The 15,757-nt window shown below is 72.5% G+C and carries 15 protein-coding genes; 9 read left to right on the top strand and 6 right to left on the bottom strand.

Features of this window, described 5'->3' with window-relative positions; translation table 11 throughout:
• Positions 1-4: 4 nt before the first annotated feature.
• On the bottom strand, positions 5-1,609 hold the full coding sequence (locus tag J7523_RS15800) for a carboxyl transferase domain-containing protein (protein ID WP_291888668.1): 1,605 nt from the start codon (positions 1,607-1,609) through the stop codon (positions 5-7).
• 106 nt (positions 1,610-1,715) lie between these two features.
• Between J7523_RS15800 and J7523_RS15795 the strand changes: the two genes are divergently transcribed.
• Positions 1,716-2,324: a TetR/AcrR family transcriptional regulator gene (locus tag J7523_RS15795; RefSeq protein ID WP_291888667.1), complete on the top strand. Its 609-nt coding sequence runs from the start codon at positions 1,716-1,718 to the stop codon at positions 2,322-2,324.
• Here J7523_RS15795 and J7523_RS15790 read toward each other — a convergent pair.
• Genes J7523_RS15790 through pdhA form a run of 3 tightly spaced genes read right to left on the bottom strand, consistent with a single transcriptional unit; the run spans position 2,321 to position 5,915 of the window.
• Positions 2,321-3,766 carry a dihydrolipoamide acetyltransferase family protein gene (locus J7523_RS15790; RefSeq protein ID WP_291888665.1) on the bottom strand — a complete coding sequence of 482 codons (1,446 nt, stop codon included), beginning with the start codon at positions 3,764-3,766 and terminating at the stop codon, positions 2,321-2,323. The genes J7523_RS15795 and J7523_RS15790 overlap by 4 nt on opposite strands.
• On the bottom strand, positions 3,766-4,773 hold the full coding sequence (locus J7523_RS15785; RefSeq protein WP_291888663.1) for an alpha-ketoacid dehydrogenase subunit beta: 1,008 nt from the start codon (positions 4,771-4,773) through the stop codon (positions 3,766-3,768). The genes J7523_RS15790 and J7523_RS15785 overlap by 1 nt, the downstream gene beginning before the upstream one ends.
• The gene (gene pdhA, locus J7523_RS15780; protein WP_291888661.1) at positions 4,773-5,915 is read right to left on the bottom strand and encodes a pyruvate dehydrogenase (acetyl-transferring) E1 component subunit alpha; all 1,143 of its coding nucleotides are present in this window, start codon (positions 5,913-5,915) and stop codon (positions 4,773-4,775) included. The genes J7523_RS15785 and pdhA overlap by 1 nt, the downstream gene beginning before the upstream one ends.
• 187 nt (positions 5,916-6,102) lie before the next feature.
• Here pdhA and J7523_RS15775 point away from each other — a divergent pair, with 187 nt between their 5' ends.
• The 7 genes from J7523_RS15775 (at position 6,103) to J7523_RS15745 (ending at position 12,796) form a co-directional block, all read left to right on the top strand.
• Complete coding sequence (locus J7523_RS15775; protein ID WP_291888659.1) at positions 6,103-6,876, top strand: CoA transferase subunit A; 774 nt, start codon at positions 6,103-6,105, stop codon at positions 6,874-6,876.
• Positions 6,873-7,529 (top strand): CoA transferase subunit B, encoded by a 657-nt coding sequence (locus J7523_RS15770; RefSeq protein ID WP_291888657.1) that lies wholly within the window; start codon positions 6,873-6,875, stop codon positions 7,527-7,529. Before J7523_RS15775 ends, J7523_RS15770 begins: the two co-directional genes overlap by 4 nt.
• Positions 7,526-8,713, top strand: coding sequence for an acetyl-CoA C-acetyltransferase (locus J7523_RS15765; protein ID WP_291888653.1), 1,188 nt, complete (start codon positions 7,526-7,528; stop codon positions 8,711-8,713). Before J7523_RS15770 ends, J7523_RS15765 begins: the two co-directional genes overlap by 4 nt.
• A gap of 221 nt (positions 8,714-8,934) precedes the next feature.
• A complete protein-coding gene (locus tag J7523_RS15760; RefSeq protein ID WP_291888650.1) occupies positions 8,935-9,966 on the top strand; it encodes a hypothetical protein in 1,032 nt (343 codons plus the stop codon).
• Position 9,967: 1 nt separating this feature from the next.
• Entirely contained in the window at positions 9,968-10,501 is a 534-nt protein-coding gene (locus J7523_RS15755) for a hypothetical protein (RefSeq protein WP_291888647.1), read from the top strand.
• A 7-nt stretch (positions 10,502-10,508) separates the two neighbouring features.
• On the top strand, positions 10,509-10,898 hold the full coding sequence (locus J7523_RS15750) for a hypothetical protein (RefSeq protein ID WP_291888644.1): 390 nt from the start codon (positions 10,509-10,511) through the stop codon (positions 10,896-10,898).
• Positions 10,899-11,359: 461 nt separating this feature from the next.
• Complete coding sequence (locus tag J7523_RS15745) at positions 11,360-12,796, top strand: dicarboxylate/amino acid:cation symporter (RefSeq protein ID WP_291888641.1); 1,437 nt, start codon at positions 11,360-11,362, stop codon at positions 12,794-12,796.
• A gap of 81 nt (positions 12,797-12,877) precedes the next feature.
• Here J7523_RS15745 and dinB read toward each other — a convergent pair whose 3' ends face one another.
• Positions 12,878-14,077, bottom strand: coding sequence for a DNA polymerase IV (dinB, locus tag J7523_RS15740; RefSeq protein WP_291888639.1), 1,200 nt, complete (start codon positions 14,075-14,077; stop codon positions 12,878-12,880).
• A 52-nt stretch (positions 14,078-14,129) separates the two neighbouring features.
• Complete coding sequence (locus tag J7523_RS15735; RefSeq protein WP_291888636.1) at positions 14,130-14,489, bottom strand: VOC family protein; 360 nt, start codon at positions 14,487-14,489, stop codon at positions 14,130-14,132.
• Between the two features lie 154 nt (positions 14,490-14,643).
• On the opposite strand from J7523_RS15735, the gene J7523_RS15730 reads away from it, so the two are divergent.
• The gene (locus J7523_RS15730) at positions 14,644-15,360 is read left to right on the top strand and encodes an alpha/beta hydrolase (protein WP_291888634.1); all 717 of its coding nucleotides are present in this window, start codon (positions 14,644-14,646) and stop codon (positions 15,358-15,360) included.
• Positions 15,361-15,757 lie beyond the last annotated feature (397 nt).

Genomic DNA, 15,757 nt, shown 5'->3' with positions numbered 1-15,757 from the left:
GCGGTCACATCCGGAAGAGCCCGAAACGGGGCTCGTCGAGGGGGACCGTCGCGCACACGTCGAGCGCCATGCCGAGCACACGCCGGGTGTCGAGGGGGTCGATGATGCCGTCGTCCCAGAGCCGGGCCGTCGAGTAGTACGGGCTGCCCTGCGTCTCGTACTGCGCGCGCAGCGGCGCGCGGAACGCCTCTTCGTCCTCCGCGGACCAGGTCTCGCCGCGGGCCTCGAGCTGCTCGCGACGGACGGTGGCGAGCACGGACGACGCCTGCACCCCGCCCATCACCGAGATCCGGCTCGCGGGCCACATCCACAGGAACCGCGGCGAGTACGCCCGCCCGCACATCGAGTAGTTGCCGGCCCCGAACGACCCGCCGATCACGACCGTCAGCTTCGGCACCCGCGTCGTCGCGACGGCCGTGACCATCTTGGCGCCGTGCTTCGCGATGCCGCCGGCCTCGTAGTCGCGGCCGACCATGAAGCCGGAGATGTTCTGCAGGAACACCAGCGGGATGCCGCGCTGGTCGCAGTCGACGAAGTGCGCACCCTTGAGCGCGGACTCGCTGAACAGCACACCGTTGTTCGCGACGATCCCGACGGGGTGCCCGTGCAGGCGGGCGAAGCCGGTGACGAGCGTCGAGCCGTAGTCCTTCTTGAACTCGTGCAGCTCGCTGCCGTCGACGAGCCGGGCGATGACCTCGCGCACGTCGTATGCCGTCTGCAGGTCGGTGGGGACGACGCCGTACAGCTGTTCCTCGTCGACCTTGGGCGCCCGCGTCTCGACGACGTCCCACGCGGTGCTCGTCGGCCGCGGCAGCGTCGAGACGATGTCCCGGACGATCTGCAGCGCGTGCGCGTCGTTCTCCGCGAGGTGGTCGGTGACGCCCGACGTGCGCGCGTGGAGCTCACCGCCGCCCAGGTCCTCGGCCGTGACGACCTCGCCGGTCGCGGCCTTCACGAGCGGCGGCCCGCCCAGGAAAATCGTCCCCTGACCGCGCACGATCACGGTCTCGTCGCTCATCGCCGGCACGTACGCGCCGCCTGCGGTGCAGGACCCCATGACGCACGCGATCTGCGGGATCCGCTCGGCGGACATCCGGGCCTGGTGGAAGAAGATCCGGCCGAAGTGGTCGCGGTCCGGGAACACCTCGTCCTGCTTCGGCAGGTACGCGCCGCCGGAGTCGACGAGGTAGATGCAGGGCAGCCGGTTCTCGAGCGCGATCTCCTGGGCGCGGAGGTGCTTCTTCACCGTGAGCGGGTAGTACGTGCCGCCCTTCACGGTCGCGTCGTTCGACAGCACCATCACGTGCCGGCCGTGGACCAGGCCGATGCCTGCGATGACGCCCGCGCCCGGGGCCTCGTCGTCGTACAGGCCGTGCGCCGCGAGCGGCGCGACCTCGAGGAACGGGCTGCCGTCGTCGAGCAAGGTGTCGATGCGTTCGCGGGGGAGCAGCTTGCCGCGGGCGACGTGGCGCTCGCGGGCCCGCTCGGGGCCGCCTCTCGCGGCTGCACGCAGCGTGTCTCGCAGGGTGCTGACGAGCGTCCGTTGCGCGTCGTCGTTCGCGACGAACGCGGGCGCGGTCGGGTCGGCGGCGGTGCGCAACGTCTCCATCGACGGGGTCTCCGGGGGATGACGGAGTGGAACTGAGTTAGTGATCGCTAACTGAAATGACGCTAGTCTGCGTGCACGCGGTTGTCCACGGCTGGAGGGGGTGCAGATGGCCGAGCCGGTCGCGGCGCCCACGACCGCCCCCACCACGGCGCGGCTGCGCGCGAAGGCCGAACGACGCGCCGCGCTCCTGACGGCCGCCGCGACGCTGTTCGCCCGGCACGGGTTCGACGGGGTGTCGATCGAGGACCTCGGGTCGTCCGCCGGCGTCAGCGGGCCCGCCGTGTACCGGCACTTCCGGAGCAAGCAGGCCGTGCTCGGCGCGCTCCTCGTCGAGGTCAGTGAGCGGCTGCTGACCGGAGGACGAGCCGTGGTGGCGTCGACGCCGGACGCCGCGGCCGCGCTCGCCGCGCTCGTGCGGTTCCACGTCGACTTCGCGCTCGCCGAGCCCGACGTCATCCGCGTCCAGGACCGCGACCTCGCCGCTCTGTCCGATCTCGACCGCGACGCCGTGCGCGACCTGCAGCGCCGCTACGTGGAGGTGTGGGTCGATGTGCTGACCCGTCTCCACCCGACCGTCGACCGCGCCGAGCTCCGGCTGCGCGCCCAGGCGACGTTCGGCCTGATGAACTCGACCCCGCACTCGGCCCGGTCGTTGACGGGCGCGCGCACGCGGACGGTGCTGGAGCAGATGGCGCTCGCGGCGCTCGGTCGCTAGACCATCCGCAGCACCGATCCCGGGTTCGCGAGGATCGCGCCGACGTCCGTGAGGAAGTGGGCGGCCTCCGCGCCGTCGACCACGCGGTGGTCGAACGACAGGGTCAGTGTCATCACGTGCCGCAGCGCGATCTCGTCGCGGTACTCCCACGGCCGACGTCGCACGGCACCGGTCGCGAGGATCGCCGCCTGGCCAGGCACCAGGATCGGGGTGCCGCTGTCGACGCCGAGCACGCCGATGTTGGTGATGGTGATGGTGCCGCCCGCGAGGTCCGCAGGCGTCGTCGTGCCGTCGCGGGCGGACGAGGTCAGGGCGGTGATCGCGTCGGCCAGGTCGGCCAGCCGCAGCCGGTCGGCGTCCTTGATCGTCGGGACGAGCAGCCCGCGCGGCGTGGCGGCGGCGAGGCCGAGGTTCACGTAGCGGTACTCGACGATCTCGCCGGCGGCCTCGTCCCAGTGCGTGTTGAGCGACGGGTTGTGCGCGACCGCGACAGTCAGGGCCTTGGCGACGATGGCGAGGAGCGTGATGCGGTGACCGTCGAGCGCGGGGTCGGCCCGGAACTGGTCGAGCAGCTCCATGGTCGGCGTGACGTCGACCGTCAGGGACGTCGACGCGTGCGGGGCGGTGAACGCGCTGGTCACCATGGCGGCGGCCGTCTGCTTGCGGACGCCCGCGACGGGCGTGCGGACCTCGCGCGGATCGGCCGTGCGAGCCGGCGCCGGCGGGGCGGAGTCCGGGCGGTGCACGGCCGGCGGGAGCCCGTGCGACGGGCGCGCGGCCGTCGTCGGCCGGTGCGCTCCGGGCGCCGCGACGCTGCTCGACACCACGTGCAGCACGTCCTCCCGCGTGATCGTGCCGTCGTGCCCGGTGCCCTGGACGCGGTTGAGGTCGACGCCGAGGTCGTGCGCGAGCTTGCGGACCGGCGGGAGCACCTTCGGCCCGACCGGGTGTCCGGCGAGCGCCATGCCCGCGGCATGCTCGGCGACGGTGTGCGCCGCGATCCACTCAGGCGAGCGGGAACGGCGGTGCGGCCGTTCGGACGAGTCGACGAGAGGACCGTACCCCACGAGCACCGAGGTGCGTTCGGGCGCGGGCCTCGCTTCGGATTGCGTGGCCGGGGGCGCGTCCGTGGCGGTCGTCGCCGCCGCGGAGGCAGACGGCGCCGAGTGCTGGGGGGCGGACTCGGCGCCGCTGCGGTCCTCCACCGCGATGGTCATGATGGGCGCCCCCACGGCGACGGTGGTCCCCGGCTCGACGGCGAGGGACGACACGACCCCCGCGTACGGGCAGGGGAGCTGGACGAGTGCCTTCGCGGTCTCCACCTCGGCGACGACCTGGTTGAGCGCCACGGTGTCGCCGACGGCGACGGTCCACTCGACGAGGTCGGACTCGGTGAGCCCCTCGCCGAGATCGGGCATGGTGACCTGCTTGTCGGTCGTCATCACGCGCTCCATCCGGTCAGGGAGTGCTGGCGGCCCATGACCTGGTCGACGGCGTCGAGCAGCCGGTCGAGGTCGGGCAGGAAGTGCTCCTCGAGCTTCGCGGGCGGGTAGGGCACGTCGAAGCCGGTGACGCGGACGGGGGCCGCGTGCAGCAGCGAGAAGCAGCGTTCGGTGATGCTCGCGGCGATCTCGGCACCGAGCCCGCCGCTGCGCTGGGCCTCGTGCGTGACGACGAGCCGGCCGGTCTTGCGGACCGACGTCTCGACGGTGTCGAGGTCGAGCGGTGACAGCGAGCGCAGGTCGATGACCTCGATCGACAGCCCGTCGTCGGCCGCGGCCAGCGCCGCGTCGCGGGCGGTGACGACGAGCGGGCCGTACGCGACGAGCGTGACGTCGGTGCCCTCGACGACCACGCGTGCCCGGTCGAGCGGCAGCGCGTCGTCGAGCACCTCGTCCTCGACCGAGCCCTTGACCCAGTACCGGCGCTTCGGCTCGAAGAACACCACGGGGTCGTCGCACGCGATGGCCTGACGGATCATCGTGTGCGCGTCCTGCGGCGTCGCGCAGCTCACGACCCGCAGGCCGGGGGTGTGCGCGAAGTACGCCTCGGGCGACTCCGAGTGGTGCTCGACGGCGCCGATGCCGCCGCCGTACGGGATGCGGATCGTGACAGGCATCCGCACGGTGCCGCCGGTGCGGTAGTGCAGGCGCCCGACCTGCGTGACCATCTGGTCGAGCGCCGGGTAGACGAAGCCGTCGAACTGGATCTCGACCACGGGCCGGAAGCCCCGGTAGGCGAGCCCGACGGCGACACCCATGATCCCGGCCTCCGCCAAGGGCGTGTCCATGACGCGGTCGGCGCCGAAGTCGCGCTGCAGCCCGTCGGTCACGCGGAACACCCCGCCGAGCCGGCCGATGTCCTCGCCGAGGAGCACCACGCGGGGGTCGTCCTCCATCGCGCGCCGCAGCCCGGAGCCGAGCGCGGCCGCCATCGTCGTCGTCGCCATCACTCGTCACCCCCGGACGTGCCCTCGAACATCGCGAGATACGCGGCGTACTGGCTGCGCTGCCGTTCGAGCTCCGCAGACGGCTGGACGAGCACGTGGTCGAACACGGTGAGCGGCTCGGGGGCCGTCATGCCGTACGTGGCGTCGCGCAGCTCCATCGCGAACGCCTCGGCGTGCTCCTTGACCTCCTGCGCGCGGTCCTCAGAGAGGGCGCCGCGGGTGTGCAGGTGCTGCTCGACGCGCACGATCGGGTCCTGCGCGGCCCACTGCTCGCGGACCTCGGGGTCGGCGTACCGGGTCGGGTCGTCGGACGTGGTGTGCGGGCCCATCCGGTACGTGACGGCCTCGATGAACGACGGGCCCTCGCCGCGTCGGGCCCGGTCGAGCGCGACACGCGTCGCGGCCATGACGGCGAGCACGTCGTTCCCGTCGACCCGCACGCTCGGGATGCCGTAGCCGAGCGCGCGGTCCGCGAGGGGGTGGCGGCTCTGCAGCCCGACCGGCTCGGAGATCGCCCACTGGTTGTTCTGGCAGAAGAACACGACGGGTGCGGCGAAGCTCGACGCGAAGACCATCGCCTCGTGCACGTCGCCCTTGCTCGTCGCGCCGTCACCGAAGTACGCGACGGCCACCGAGTCGACGCCGTCCTTCGCGCAGCCGAGCGCGTACCCGGTGGCGTGCAGCGTCTGGGCGCCGATCATGACCTGCGGCGTCGCCATGCCGATCGCCCAGGGGTCCCAGCCGGCGAGGGCGTTGCCGCGCCACACCCGGACCAGGTCGACGGGTGCGGCGCCCCGGCAGTACGCGACGCCGTTCTCGCGGTAGCTGGTGAACACGAAGTCGTCGGGACGCAGCGCGCGGGCGGAGCCGATCTGTGCCGCCTCCTGGCCCAGCAGCGGCGGCCACAGCCCGAGCTGTCCCTGGCGCTGGAGCGCGACCGCCTCCACGTCGAAGCGGCGCGCGACGACCATGTCCTCGTAGAGGGACAGCAGGCGCTCGGCGTCGACGTCCTCGACCCACGCGTCGTAGACGGGGTCGGCGCGGCGGGTGCCGTCGGGGGCCAGCAGCTGGACCAGCTCGGGGTCCGGCGGCTCCTCGGTCGTGGGCAGGGCGCGCCCGTCTGACACATCTGAACGCAACATGTTTCGCTCCGTCGGTCGGCGGAGCCCGTCGCTCTTGTGAAGCTGAGGCCCCATTGCCTGATGTCCCGCCAATGTAAGTCCGCAAGGGACCTTGTGCCCATGCGCGCCCCGGGTGAGTCGTGCTGCACGCACCCCAGCGGGCCTTGACCCGACGGCGCACAATGACGACGTCGACAGGAGGCAGACGATGGACAAGGTTGTCCGTTCCGCCGTCGAGGCGGTCTCCGACATCCCCGACGGGGCGACCCTCGCGGTCGGTGGATTCGGTCTGTGCGGTATCCCGAGCGTGCTGATCCGCGCTCTGCTCGACTCCGGCGTCAAGGACCTGGAGGTGGTCAGCAACAACTGCGGCGTGGACGACTGGGGGCTCGGCCTGCTGCTGCAGGAGCATCGGGTGCGGCGCGTCGTGGCGTCGTACGTGGGCGAGAACAAGGAGTTCGCGCGGCAGTTCCTGGCCGGCGAGCTCGAGGTCGAGCTGACGCCGCAGGGCACCCTCGCGGAGCGTCTTCGTGCAGGTGGCAGCGGCATCGCGGCGTTCTACACCCGCACCGGCGTGGGCACGCAGGTCGCGGAGGGCGGGCTGCCGTGGCGGTACGACGCCGACGGACGTGTGGCGGTGGCGTCGCCCCCGAAAGCCGTCGAGACGTTCGTGGTGCGCGGCGAGCCGCAGGAGTTCGTCCGCGAGGAGGCGATCACGGCCGACTTCTCGCTCGTGCGCGCCGCGGTCGGCGACCGCGCCGGGAACCTCGTCTTCCGCTCGTCGGCCCGCAACTTCAACCCGCTGTGCGCGGCGGCCGGCCGGGTCGCGGTTGCCGAGGTCGAGCGCCTCGTCCCGGTCGGCTCGCTGGACCCGGACGCGATCCACCTGCCGGGCATCTTCGTCGACCGCGTCGTCGAGCTGACGCCCGAGCAGGCCGCCGAGAAGCGTATCGAGCGCCGGACGCTGCGGGTGGGGTCATGAGCCTGACCAGGGAGCAGATGGCCGCGCGGGCGGCCCAGGAGCTGCCCGACGGCGCGTACGTCAACCTCGGCATCGGCCTGCCGACCCTCGTGCCGAACTACCTGCCGCCGGGCGTCGAGCTCGTGCTCCAGTCGGAGAACGGCGTGCTCGGAGTCGGCCCGTACCCGCGGGACGACGAGGTCGACCCGGACCTCATCAACGCCGGCAAGGAGACCATCACGGTCGCACCCGGGGCGTCGTACTTCGACTCCGCGACGAGCTTCGCGATGATCCGCGGCGGCAAGGTCGACGTCGCCGTCCTCGGCGCCATGCAGGTGTCCGCCAGAGGGGACATCGCGAACTGGATGATCCCCGGGAAGATGGTCAAGGGCATGGGCGGCGCGATGGACCTCGTGCACGGCGCCCGCCGGATCGTCGTCCTCATGGAGCACGTGGCCCGCGACGGGTCGCCGAAGGTGCTGCCCGAGTGCACGCTGCCGCTGACCGGCAAGGGCGTCGTCGACCGGATCATCACCGACCTCGCGGTCATCGACGTGACGCCCCTCGGGCTCGTGCTGCGTGAGCGTGCACCCGGCGTCTCGGTGGACGACGTCGTCGCGGCGACCGCGGTGCCGCTCACGGTCGGGGACGTGCGGGAGATGGTGCTCTCATGACCGACCGCGAGGTGGTGCTGCTGTCGTTCGCCCGGACGCCCATGGCGCGGCTCAACGGTGCGCTGTCGGCACTGTCGGCGGCGCAGCTGGGGGCGGTCGCGATCCGCGAGGCGATCGTGCGCGCGGACGTGCCCGCCGGGCTCGTCGACCAGGTGATCATGGGCCAGGTCGTGCAGGCCGGCGCCGGGCAGAACCCCGCCCGGCAGGCCGCGCACCTGGCGGGCCTGCCCTGGACGGTGCCCGCGACGACCGTCAACAAGGTGTGCCTGAGCGGACTCACGGCGATCGTCGACGCAGCCCGGCTCATCCGTACCGGCGAGGCCGACGTGGTCGTCGCCGGTGGTCAGGAGTCGATGAGCCAGGCGCCGCACCTGCTGCCCGGCTCGCGCCGCGGCTGGACGTACGGCGACCTGCAGGCCGTCGACTCCCTCGCCTGGGACGGGCTCACCGACGCGTTCGACCACGAGTCCATGGGCGCGTCCACCGAGCGCGGCAACACGTCCCTGAGGATCGGACGGCGTGAGCAGGACGAGGTCGCGGCGGCGAGCCACCGACGCGCGGCCGCCGCCGTCGAGTCCGGGGTGTTCGCCGCGGAGATCGTCGCGGTCGACGTGCCGCAGCGACGCGGCGCGCCCGTGCGCGTCGAGTCCGACGAGGGGATCCGGCCCGACACGTCCGTCGAGTCGCTCGCCGCGCTACGTCCGGCGTTCGCGGCCGACGGGACCATCACGGCCGGCAACGCGTCGCCCCTGACCGACGGGGCGGCGGCCGTCGTCGTCGCCGCGCGCGAGGTCGCCGAGGCGCGGGGGCTCTCCTGGCTCGCGTCCGTGGGTGCGTCCGGGCAGGTCGCCGGGCCGGACACGTCACTGCACTCGCAGCCGTCCGCCGCGATCACGGCGGCGCTCAAGCGGTCCGGGTGGTCGCTGTCGGACGTCGACCTCGTCGAGATCAACGAGGCGTTCGGCTCCGTCGTCGTGCAGTCGCTCGCCGACCTCGACTACCCGCTCGAGCGGACCAACATCCACGGCGGTGCCATCGCGCTCGGCCACCCGATCGGCGCGTCCGGTGCCCGCCTCGCGGGGCATGCCGCGACCGAGCTCGCCCGCCGAGGGCACGGCCGTGCCGCCGTCGCGCTGTGCGGCGGGGGAGGGCAGGGAGAGGCGCTCCTGCTGTGGCGCGAGTGAGGCGGACTTTCTGGACCGTCGTCCAGTATTTTCGTTGAAACTTGCAATTGTCGTCGACAATTCATCGGGCCGACACTGCGCTCTTCCCGGCGTTTCCTGCGACACGCCGGGCCGCATAGCAGCGCCATTGTGCTCAGCACAAGGCTTGTCCCCGGAACGAGCCCGCCGATACGTTCGCCCCGCAGATTTCCCTGCATCACAACCGAATCCAGGGGGCATGAATGTCGCACTCCCGTGCGCGCACGACCCGTCGTCGCGCCACCTCCGTCACCGTGGCCGTCGGGGCCGCCATGGTGGCGTGTCTCGGCCTGACGACCTCGGCGCAGGCCGTCGACGACTCGAACGAGGCACCGGCCCAGATCATCAGCAGCGAGACCGTCACCAGCAACGAGAGCGTCTCCGGACCGGCGGTGACGGCCGAGACCAGCAAGGTCGGCGTCACCGTCTCGGCCGACGGGTGGGTCCACTACGACTCCTCGCTCAGCACGGTCGGGGCGACCGGCACGACCACGACGGTCGTCGGCGTCCGGGACGCCGACGGCGCGTGCACGTACTCCGGGTCGGGCAGCGCTGCCGCCGGCGACAAGCGCGCGACGTACACCGAGGAGGTCGCGTACAACCCGGCGACCTGCGAGTCGACCCTCCTGACGGCTCCCGTGACGGACGCGCAGCTCGCGACGCTCACGGGCGTCACCGGCGAGGTGAGCCGCTCGACGACCTCGAGCCTCGCGCCGATCGCCTCCACCGACCCGGTCACCACCTCGCGGACGTTCTCGTCGACGACGCTCGCCACCACGGTGTACCAGCGCTATCTCAAGACGTCGTGGATCGACCCGATCAACATCACGATCAGCACCCAGAAGGCCGGCCTGCGGTGGACCAGCACCTCGTGGCGTAACTGGGCGGTCTCGCGCGACTCGTTCAAGGGCTGCATCGGCGGCGTGTGCCTCGACAAGACGTACATCGTCAGCTCGTCCGCACCGTTCGGCTCGGTCACGGGCGGCTGGAAGATCACCGGCAACGTGCACTTCCGCAACACGAGCTTCGCCAAGTGGGTCGTCGCGGTCCTCGGCCCGACGGGCTGGGCCGCGTGCGGCTTCCCGACGAGCTCGCAGGCGGACTTCTACCACAAGGACGCCGTGACCGGGAAGAAGACCGGTGCGTCGTCGTGGTCCTGGAGCGACAGCAAGAGCGGCGCGTGCACCAACCTCGTGCACCACGGTGACGCGACCGGCGCGTCGTACCCGTTCTGACGTGCGGCTCGACCTGCCCGGCGGACGGCATGCAGCCGTCCGCCGGGCGGCGGGCGTCCTCGGGACGCTCGTCGTGATGGCACTCGCCGGCTGCTCGGCCGCACCCGACGGCGACACGCCGTCCGCGTCGGCTGCGCCCGTGACGGCCGCGCCCGGCAGCCCGGGCGACGTCGCGCTGAGGTACATGGTCGACGTCGCGCGCGGCGACTTCACGTCCGCCGCGCAGTACGTGCTCCCGGGCGAGGAGGGGATGGTCCAGGCGCTCGCGCTCGGCGACGGGACTGGCGTCACGCCGCGGGTGTGGGGCGACGTCGCGCTCGGTACCGTCGAGTCGTCGGGGGACTCGGCCACCGTGACGTTCGTCGGTCGGCTGTGCCGCAGCGCGTCGGGTGCCCCCGGAGATTCCCCGCCGGACGCAGAATGCATCGAGGAGCACGACGAGAAATCGTCGTCCCCCTATTTTCTGCTCCACCTCGCCCGCACGCCGTCGGCGGAATGGCGGGTCACGTTCTATCCGTCGGAACAAGAGGAATGAGAGCGCGATGGTCGACCAGGTGAATGAGGTCCGGACGGCTCGGGTCGCGCCGTGGGCGTACGGGTGGTGGGTGCTCGTCGGAGCGCTCGCGGGTCTCGGCGTGGCGGGGCTCCTGACGATCGGCGTCGTGTTCCTCGCGGTCGCGGTCGTCCTCGTGATCGTGGGACTGCGCGTGCCTGCGCTGCGGGGGTCGGCTGCTCTCGGCGCGATCGGCGGGCTCGCCGCCGCGCCGCTGTACCTCGCGTGGCTCAACCGGTCCGGCCCGGGGCGGGTCTGCACGACGAGCGGTGTCGACACGACGTGCGCCGACCAGCTCAGCCCGTGGCCGTTCGTCGCGGTCGCCGTGGTGCTCGTCGTCGTGTGCGTGGTGCTCGTGCGCCGGAGCCGGACGGCCTGACCGCGAGCGGGGCGCCCGTCGCGAGTGGGGCGAGCATGGTCTGGCGTCCTCGGCGACGTGCGGTGCGGGGCAGGGCGGGGCGGGGCCGGTGGGTCGACGTGACGTCGGTCTCATCGGCCCGTCGCCGTTCCTGACGGGAAGAATCGTCTGCCTACCCTGTGTTGCGATGTGCGGCCGTCATGCAAGGGCGGCTCGCGCCACACCACCCTGGGAGCTGCACCACGTGAGCACGTGGAACCTGACCGAGTGCCGTTGCGTCGACCTTCGCCGGGTCGCCAGCGCGCTCTGTCGTCCCAGCCGGGGTCGCTGACCCGCCGGACGCCGTTCCGGACCTGGCCGCCACTCGACGGCCCTCTGCCCCTCGCCCGTCGCGGCGAGCCGGGCGACCTGACGTCACCGCGTGACGTGTCCCCCTCGCACCAGACCTCGGCACGCCTCCGTGTGCCCTGAAAGGCCTCTTCGTGTCTGACACCACCACGAAGCAGCAGCGCCGGCTGCGGCTTCCCTCGTTCTCCGTCCAGGTCCTGCTCGGCCTCGGGCTCGGCGTGCTGCTCGGTTGGGTCGCCCTCCAGATGGGCGACACCGCGTCCGGCGAGCCGAACTGGCTCGCGACCACGCTCGACACCATCGGCTCGTCGTTCGTGACGCTGCTCAAGGCGATCGTGCCGCCGCTCGTGTTCCTCGCGATCGTCACGTCGATCGCGAACCTGCAGCAGGTGACCAACGCCGCGCGGCTCGCCTGGCAGACGCTCCTGTGGTTCGCCATCACCGCGGCGATCTCCGTGGCCGTCGGCATCGGGCTCGGCCTCGTGTTCAATCCCGGCGCGAACTCGACCCTGAGCACCGAGGGTGCGGAGGCGGTCGGCACGACCGGGTCGTGGCTCGACTTCCTCAACGGGCTCATCCCCGGCAACTTCCTCGGCCTCGGCGCCGGCACGCAGCTCACGCCGGGCGACGGCGGCGACCTGACGGCGAAGACGTCGATCTCGTTCAACGTGCTGCAGATCGTCGTCATCGCGATCGTCGTCGGCATCGCGGCGCTGCGCTCCGGCAAGGCCGCGGAGCCGTTCCTCTCCGTCACCCGTTCCGCGCTGGCGATCGTGCAGAAGGTCCTGTGGTGGGTCATCCGCCTCGCGCCGCTCGGCACCCTCGGCCTCATCGGCCACGCCGTCGCCACGTACGGGTGGGACCTGCTCGCGCCGCTCGGGTCGTTCGCCGTCGCGATCTACACCGGCCTCGCGATCGTGCTGTTCGTCGTCTACCCGGTGATCCTGCGCACCAACGGGCTGCGGATCTCGAGCTTCTTCCGCGGTGCCTGGCCCGCCATCCAGCTCGCGTTCGTGTCGCGCTCGTCGGTCGGAACGCTGCCCCTCACGCAGCGGGTCGTCGAGCGGAACCTCGGCGTGCCGCGGTCGTACTCGTCGTTCGCCGTGCCGCTCGCCGCCACGACGAAGATGGACGGCTGCGCCTCGATCTACCCGGCGATCTCGGCGATCTTCGTGGCGCAGATCTTCGGCATCCACCTGTCGATCACCGACTACCTGCTCATCGCGTTCGTGTCCGTCGTGGGCTCCGCCGCGACCGCCGGTCTGACCGGGGCCGTCGTCATGCTGACGCTCACGCTGTCGACGCTCGGTCTGCCGCTCGCCGGTGTCGGGCTGCTCCTCGCGATCGACCCGATCCTCGACATGGGCCGCACCGCGGTGAACGTCGCCGGTCAGGCGCTCGTGCCGACCGTCGTCGCGAAGCGTGAGGGCATCCTCGACCAGCGGCAGTACGACTCGGCCTCCGCGGAGGACCTGTTCCAGGACGACGTGGACGCCGATGCCCTCGAGGTGCCGTCTGCGGCGTCCGACGACGTCGCGTCCGACCGCCGGGAGCCCGTCGCCGTCTCCTGACGACCTCCACGGCCGACGCCCCGGTCCCGCTCGACGCGAGCGGCGACGGGGCGTCGTCGTCTGCGGGTCGGGCGCCGACGATCAGTCGGGCAGCTGGGGCACCGCGAAGCCCTCGCCGGTCCGCAGCAGGCTGCCGCGCACGAGCGTGCCCTTGCCGAACCTCTCGGACACCGCGTCGACCGCGGCGTCGAGCTGCCCGAGGTCCGGGCCGTCGAGCGGCAGGGCGGGCTGCACGACGGCGTCGGACTCCAGCCGGGTCAGCGCGATCCCGACGAGCGTGACGCCGCGCTCGCGGATCAGCGGCTCCGCCGCCTCGAGCAGCGCGACCGCCGCCGCGGCGACGTCGGCGCCGGACGTGGTGTTGTGCAGGAACGACCGCGACCGGGTCGCGCGCGTGTAGTCGTCGAACCGCAGCCGCAGCACGACCGTCCCCGTGGTCCGGTGGGCCTTGCGCATCCGGCGGCACACCCTGTCGACGAGCCCGAGCAGGGCGGCCCGCACGAACTCGGGGGAGTGCGGGCCCCGCCCGATCGCTCGCTGCGCGCCGATCGAGCCGCGGGCCTTGCCCGTGACGACCCGTTCGGGCGTCCGACCGTGCACGACGGCGAACAGGTGCCGCCCCGCCGCCCGGCCGAGCGCCCCGGCGAGCACCTGCTCGGGGAGCGAGGCGACGTCACCCGCGGTGACGAGCCCGTACCCGTGCAGCTTGCGGGCCGTCACGTCGCCGACGCCCCACAGCTGCTCGAGCGGGAGCGGGTGCAGGAACGCCTCCTCGCCGTCGGGCGGCACGAGCAGCAGCCCGTCCGGCTTCGCGACCCGGCTCGCGACCTTCGCCAGGAACGGCGTGCGAGCGACGCCAACCGTGATGGGCAGCCCGACCTCCTCGCGCACCTGGGCGCGCAGGCGCGCGGCGATGTCGACCGGTGGCACGTCGATGCGGTGCAGGCCCGCGACGTCGAGGAACGCCTCGTCGATCGACACGCCCTGCACCTGCGGTGTCGTGCGGTGGAACAGGTCGAACACGGCGCGGCTCGCCTCGACGTACGCGTCGAACCGCGGGCGCACCTCGATGAGGTCCGGGCACAGCATCCGCGCCTCGCGTCCGCTCATCGCGGTCTTCACGCCGCAGCGCTTGGCCTCGTACGACGCGGCGAGCACCACGCCGCCGCCGACGGCGACGGGCCGGTTGCGCAGCCGGGGGTCGTCGCGCTGCTCGACGGAGGCGTAGAACGCGTCGAGGTCGGCGTGCAGGATGGCGGCGGTGCGGGGTGCGTCGGACACGAACACATGTTCGACCCGACCTCCGACATCCGTGCGCGGACGGGTGACGCCGTCAGCCCCAGCAGAGGCAGAACGGGTGCCCGGCAGGGTCGGCGTACACCTGGAAGCCCTCCTCGGCCGTCAGGTCGGCGGATCGCAGCAGGCGGGCGCCGAGCGCGACCGCCTCGTCGTGCGCCGAGGCCACGTCCTCGACGTACAGGTCGAGGTGGATCTGCTGCTGCTCACCGTCCGGCCAGTCGGGCTGCACGTGGTTCGGTGCGAGCTGGAAGCCGAGCCGGGGCGCGCCGTCGACGAAGACGGTGTGCCAGTCGTCCTCGGCCTCGACCGTGCCGCCGAGGAGCCCGGCCCAGAACGTGCTCTCGGCGGAGAGGTCGGCAGCGTCGAACACGGTGATCTGCTTGGTGATCTTCATGCCGGGATGCTTCCAGCGACCACCGACATCCAGGCCCGTGCCCCGTCCGGGTGCGGGTCGGCGCGGTCCGTTCATCCCATGCGGGTGATCTGCGCGGCCGGCGCATCCGCTCGGATGGGACTCGTCACCCGCCCCACGACCCCGAGGATCACCCATGAGCGACAAGCCCACCATCGTGCTCGTCCACGGCGCCTTCGCCGACGCCTCCGGCTGGGGCGGTGTGATCACCCGCCTGCAGGCGCAGGGTTTCCCGGTGTACGCACCCGCCAACCCGTTGCGCGGCATCGCCACGGACGCGGCCTACGTCCGGTCCTTCCTCAGCACGATCGAGGGCCCGGTGGTCCTGGTCGGCCACTCGTACGGCGGCGCGGTCATCACCAACGCGGCGGTCGGGGCGGACAACGTCCGGGCGCTCGTCTACGTCGCGGCGTTCGCGCTCGCGGAGGGCGAGTCGGTCGCCGACGCGCTCGCGCTCGGCGGCGACCCCGTTGACCTCGGCCCGGTGTTCGTCGTCCGTCCGTTCCCGGGTGCGGGGGAGGGGAACGCGGACGGGTACATCAACCCGGCGGTCTTCTCGCAGGCGTTCTGCCAGGACCTCCCCGAGGACGTCGCAGCGGTCATGGCGGCGTCGCAGCGCCCCGCAGCGCTCGCGGGCCTGAGCGAGCCGTCAGGCACGCCCGCGTGGAAGACGGTGCCTAGCTGGTACCTCGTCGGCGTCCAGGACCACCTCATCCCCGCCGCCGCCGCCCGGGCGATGGCCGCGCGTGCCGGCGCGACCACCGTCGAGGTCGACAGCTCGCACGTCGCCATGATCAGCCACCCGGACGAGACCACGGCGCTGATCCTCGCGGCCGTCGACGCGACGGCCTGACGACGCGGCCTGACGACGGCGTCAGGCGACGCGGACGCCGCCGCCCCCGGACGGGGTGGGCGGCGGCGTCCGTCGTCTCACAACGGACCCGGCAGCGACCGCGGTGCGTCACCGATGCTCGGGTTGCGCCGGCGCGGGTTGCGACCGGCCGGGCTCTTCGGCACCCGCCCGCCCCGCCGCTGTGACGCCGTTCACTTGTAGGCCCAGGCAACGGGTGAAGGCGCAAGGCCAGGCGGCTGAACGTTGTGGACAAATCGCCGTCGGCGTTCGCGATGCCGGTTAGCGTTCCCCGCGCGGCGCCGGTCCGCACCCGGTGCGCCCGGGGTGAGCGTGGAGGTTTCGATGGCCAACCTGAACGTGTCGTACCAGGAGATGCGGGACGCGGCGACGCGCCTGA

The organism is Cellulomonas sp., from assembly GCF_017744555.1.
GTDB lineage: Bacteria > Actinomycetota > Actinomycetes > Actinomycetales > Cellulomonadaceae > Cellulomonas.
Note: the sequence above shows the minus strand (reverse complement) of the source record. Positions and strands in the feature narration are given on the sequence as shown.

What these genes read in the sequence shown, in the direction of transcription:
- J7523_RS15800 (WP_291888668.1), bottom strand. Translation starts at nt 1,609, where the DNA reads ATGGAGACGTTGCGCACCGCCGCCGACCCGACCGCGCCCGCGTTCGTC.
- J7523_RS15795 (WP_291888667.1), top strand. Translation starts at nt 1,716, where the DNA reads ATGGCCGAGCCGGTCGCGGCGCCCACGACCGCCCCCACCACGGCGCGG.
- J7523_RS15790 (WP_291888665.1), bottom strand. Translation starts at nt 3,766, where the DNA reads ATGACGACCGACAAGCAGGTCACCATGCCCGATCTCGGCGAGGGGCTC.
- J7523_RS15785 (WP_291888663.1), bottom strand. Translation starts at nt 4,773, where the DNA reads ATGGCGACGACGACGATGGCGGCCGCGCTCGGCTCCGGGCTGCGGCGC.
- pdhA (WP_291888661.1), bottom strand. Translation starts at nt 5,915, where the DNA reads ATGTTGCGTTCAGATGTGTCAGACGGGCGCGCCCTGCCCACGACCGAG.
- J7523_RS15775 (WP_291888659.1), top strand. Translation starts at nt 6,103, where the DNA reads ATGGACAAGGTTGTCCGTTCCGCCGTCGAGGCGGTCTCCGACATCCCC.
- J7523_RS15770 (WP_291888657.1), top strand. Translation starts at nt 6,873, where the DNA reads ATGAGCCTGACCAGGGAGCAGATGGCCGCGCGGGCGGCCCAGGAGCTG.
- J7523_RS15765 (WP_291888653.1), top strand. Translation starts at nt 7,526, where the DNA reads ATGACCGACCGCGAGGTGGTGCTGCTGTCGTTCGCCCGGACGCCCATG.
- J7523_RS15760 (WP_291888650.1), top strand. Translation starts at nt 8,935, where the DNA reads ATGTCGCACTCCCGTGCGCGCACGACCCGTCGTCGCGCCACCTCCGTC.
- J7523_RS15750 (WP_291888644.1), top strand. Translation starts at nt 10,509, where the DNA reads ATGGTCGACCAGGTGAATGAGGTCCGGACGGCTCGGGTCGCGCCGTGG.
- J7523_RS15735 (WP_291888636.1), bottom strand. Translation starts at nt 14,489, where the DNA reads ATGAAGATCACCAAGCAGATCACCGTGTTCGACGCTGCCGACCTCTCC.
- J7523_RS15730 (WP_291888634.1), top strand. Translation starts at nt 14,644, where the DNA reads ATGAGCGACAAGCCCACCATCGTGCTCGTCCACGGCGCCTTCGCCGAC.